The organism is Mycobacterium sp. TH-M15, from assembly GCF_057473705.1.
Genome location: NZ_JBYCLB010000416.1, coordinates 1 through 1621 on the forward strand (window position 1 = coordinate 1; position 1621 = coordinate 1621).

Consider the following 1621-nt stretch of genomic DNA (forward strand, 5'->3'; position numbering starts at 1 on the left):
CGACACGGTCACCGGACGCCATCGCCCGCAAGAGCCGCAGCACCTCTGCGGCCCGGACGAAATCCAGTTGCGCGGTGGGTTCGTCGGCCAAGATCAGCGGCGGGTCCAATGCCAGCGCGCGGGCCACCGCCACCCGCTGTTGCTGACCGCCGCTGAGGTGACCGGGCCGGTGCGCCATCCGGTCGTGCAGTCCCACGCCGGACAGCAATTCGCGGGCGCGTTCCTGCGCCGACCAGTGCGACCATCCCGCCGCCCACATCGGCACCATCACGTTCTCCAGGGCGGTCAGACTGGCCACCAGGTTGAACGCCTGGAAGATTATGCCCACGGTGCGGCGCCGGTAGGCGGTCAGCCCGCGGCGATCCAGGGCGGTGACCTCGACGGCACCAAACTGGACCTGGCCGCTTCTCGGGCTGAGGATGCCGCCCAGACACGACAACAACGTGGTCTTCCCGCACCCGCTGGGACCCAACACCACCACCAGCGATCCGGCCGGAATCCGCAGGTTGAGACCGTTGATGGGGCGGATCGCCCCGCCGCCGCCGAGAGCGTACTCGATGACCAGGTCCGTGATACGCAGGTCACCCACGCTTTGGGCCCCCGAACGCCAGCACCCGTAACCTGGTCATCAACATGCGCGCATGCTAACGCCAGCCGCGTCGGCGCACTTCCATCCGGCCGCCGGATAAGGTTGATACCGGCCCCCAAACCGGCTCGGGCCGGCCAGGACCGGCCGACAACGCACAGCACGGCGGCCACAGCACAAAAGGAGGTCGACGATGGCTTCCTGCGACCCTGACGGTGCGGAGTGCACCACAGACACTGACTTGAGATCGCCGGCCCCGAACGCCGACGCCGACGGCGCGGTCGAAGACCTGCGCTACGTCGACTCTCCGGCGCAGCCGCCGATCGACTTGACGGCCGCGGCATTCTTCGACGTGGACAACACCCTGGTACAGGGCTCGTCGCTGGTGCATTTCGGCCGGGGGCTGGCCGCCCGTAACTACTTCACCTACCGCGACGTCCTCGGCTTCGTTTACGCGCAGGCCAAGTTCCGGCTCACCGGCCGGGAGAACAGCGATGACGTGGCCGCCGGACGGCGCAAGGGGCTGGCGTTCATCGAGGGCCGGCGCACCGCCGAACTGGTGGCCCTCGGCGAGGAGATCTACGACGAGATCATCGCCGACAAAATCTGGCCGGGCACTCGCGAGCTGGCCCAGATGCACTTAGATGCCGGCCAGCAGGTGTGGCTGGTCACCGCCACGCCCTACGAACTCGCCGCGACCGTCGCCCGCCGGCTCGGTCTGACCGGCGCGCTGGGGACTGTCGTCGAATCCGTCGACGGGGTGTTCACTGGCAGGCTGGTCGGCGAGATCCTGCACGGCGCTGGAAAGGCGCACGCGGTGCGGTCGTTGGCCATCCGGGAGGGCCTGAATCTCAAACGGTGCACGGCCTACTCGGACAGCGTCAACGACGTGCCGATGCTGTCGCTGGTCGGCACGGCGGTGGCGATCAACCCCGACGCGGCCCTGCGGGTGCTGGCCCGTGAACGTGGCTGGGAGATCCGCGATTTCCGCACCGCGCGCAAAGCGGCGCGGATCGGTGTCCCGTCGGCGCTGGC

At 68.9% G+C, this 1621-nt stretch carries 2 protein-coding genes; one reads left to right on the forward strand and one right to left on the reverse strand.

Annotated features, from left to right (window positions below; translation table 11 throughout):
* A partial coding sequence (locus AC2VNT_RS10100; protein WP_486946723.1) for an ABC transporter ATP-binding protein occupies nucleotides 1-589 on the reverse strand: 589 nt, incomplete at its 3' end.
* A 190-nt stretch (nucleotides 590-779) separates the two neighbouring features.
* On the opposite strand from AC2VNT_RS10100, the gene AC2VNT_RS10105 reads away from it, so the two are divergent.
* A partial coding sequence (locus AC2VNT_RS10105; protein WP_486946724.1) for an HAD family hydrolase occupies nucleotides 780-1621 on the forward strand: 842 nt, incomplete at its 3' end.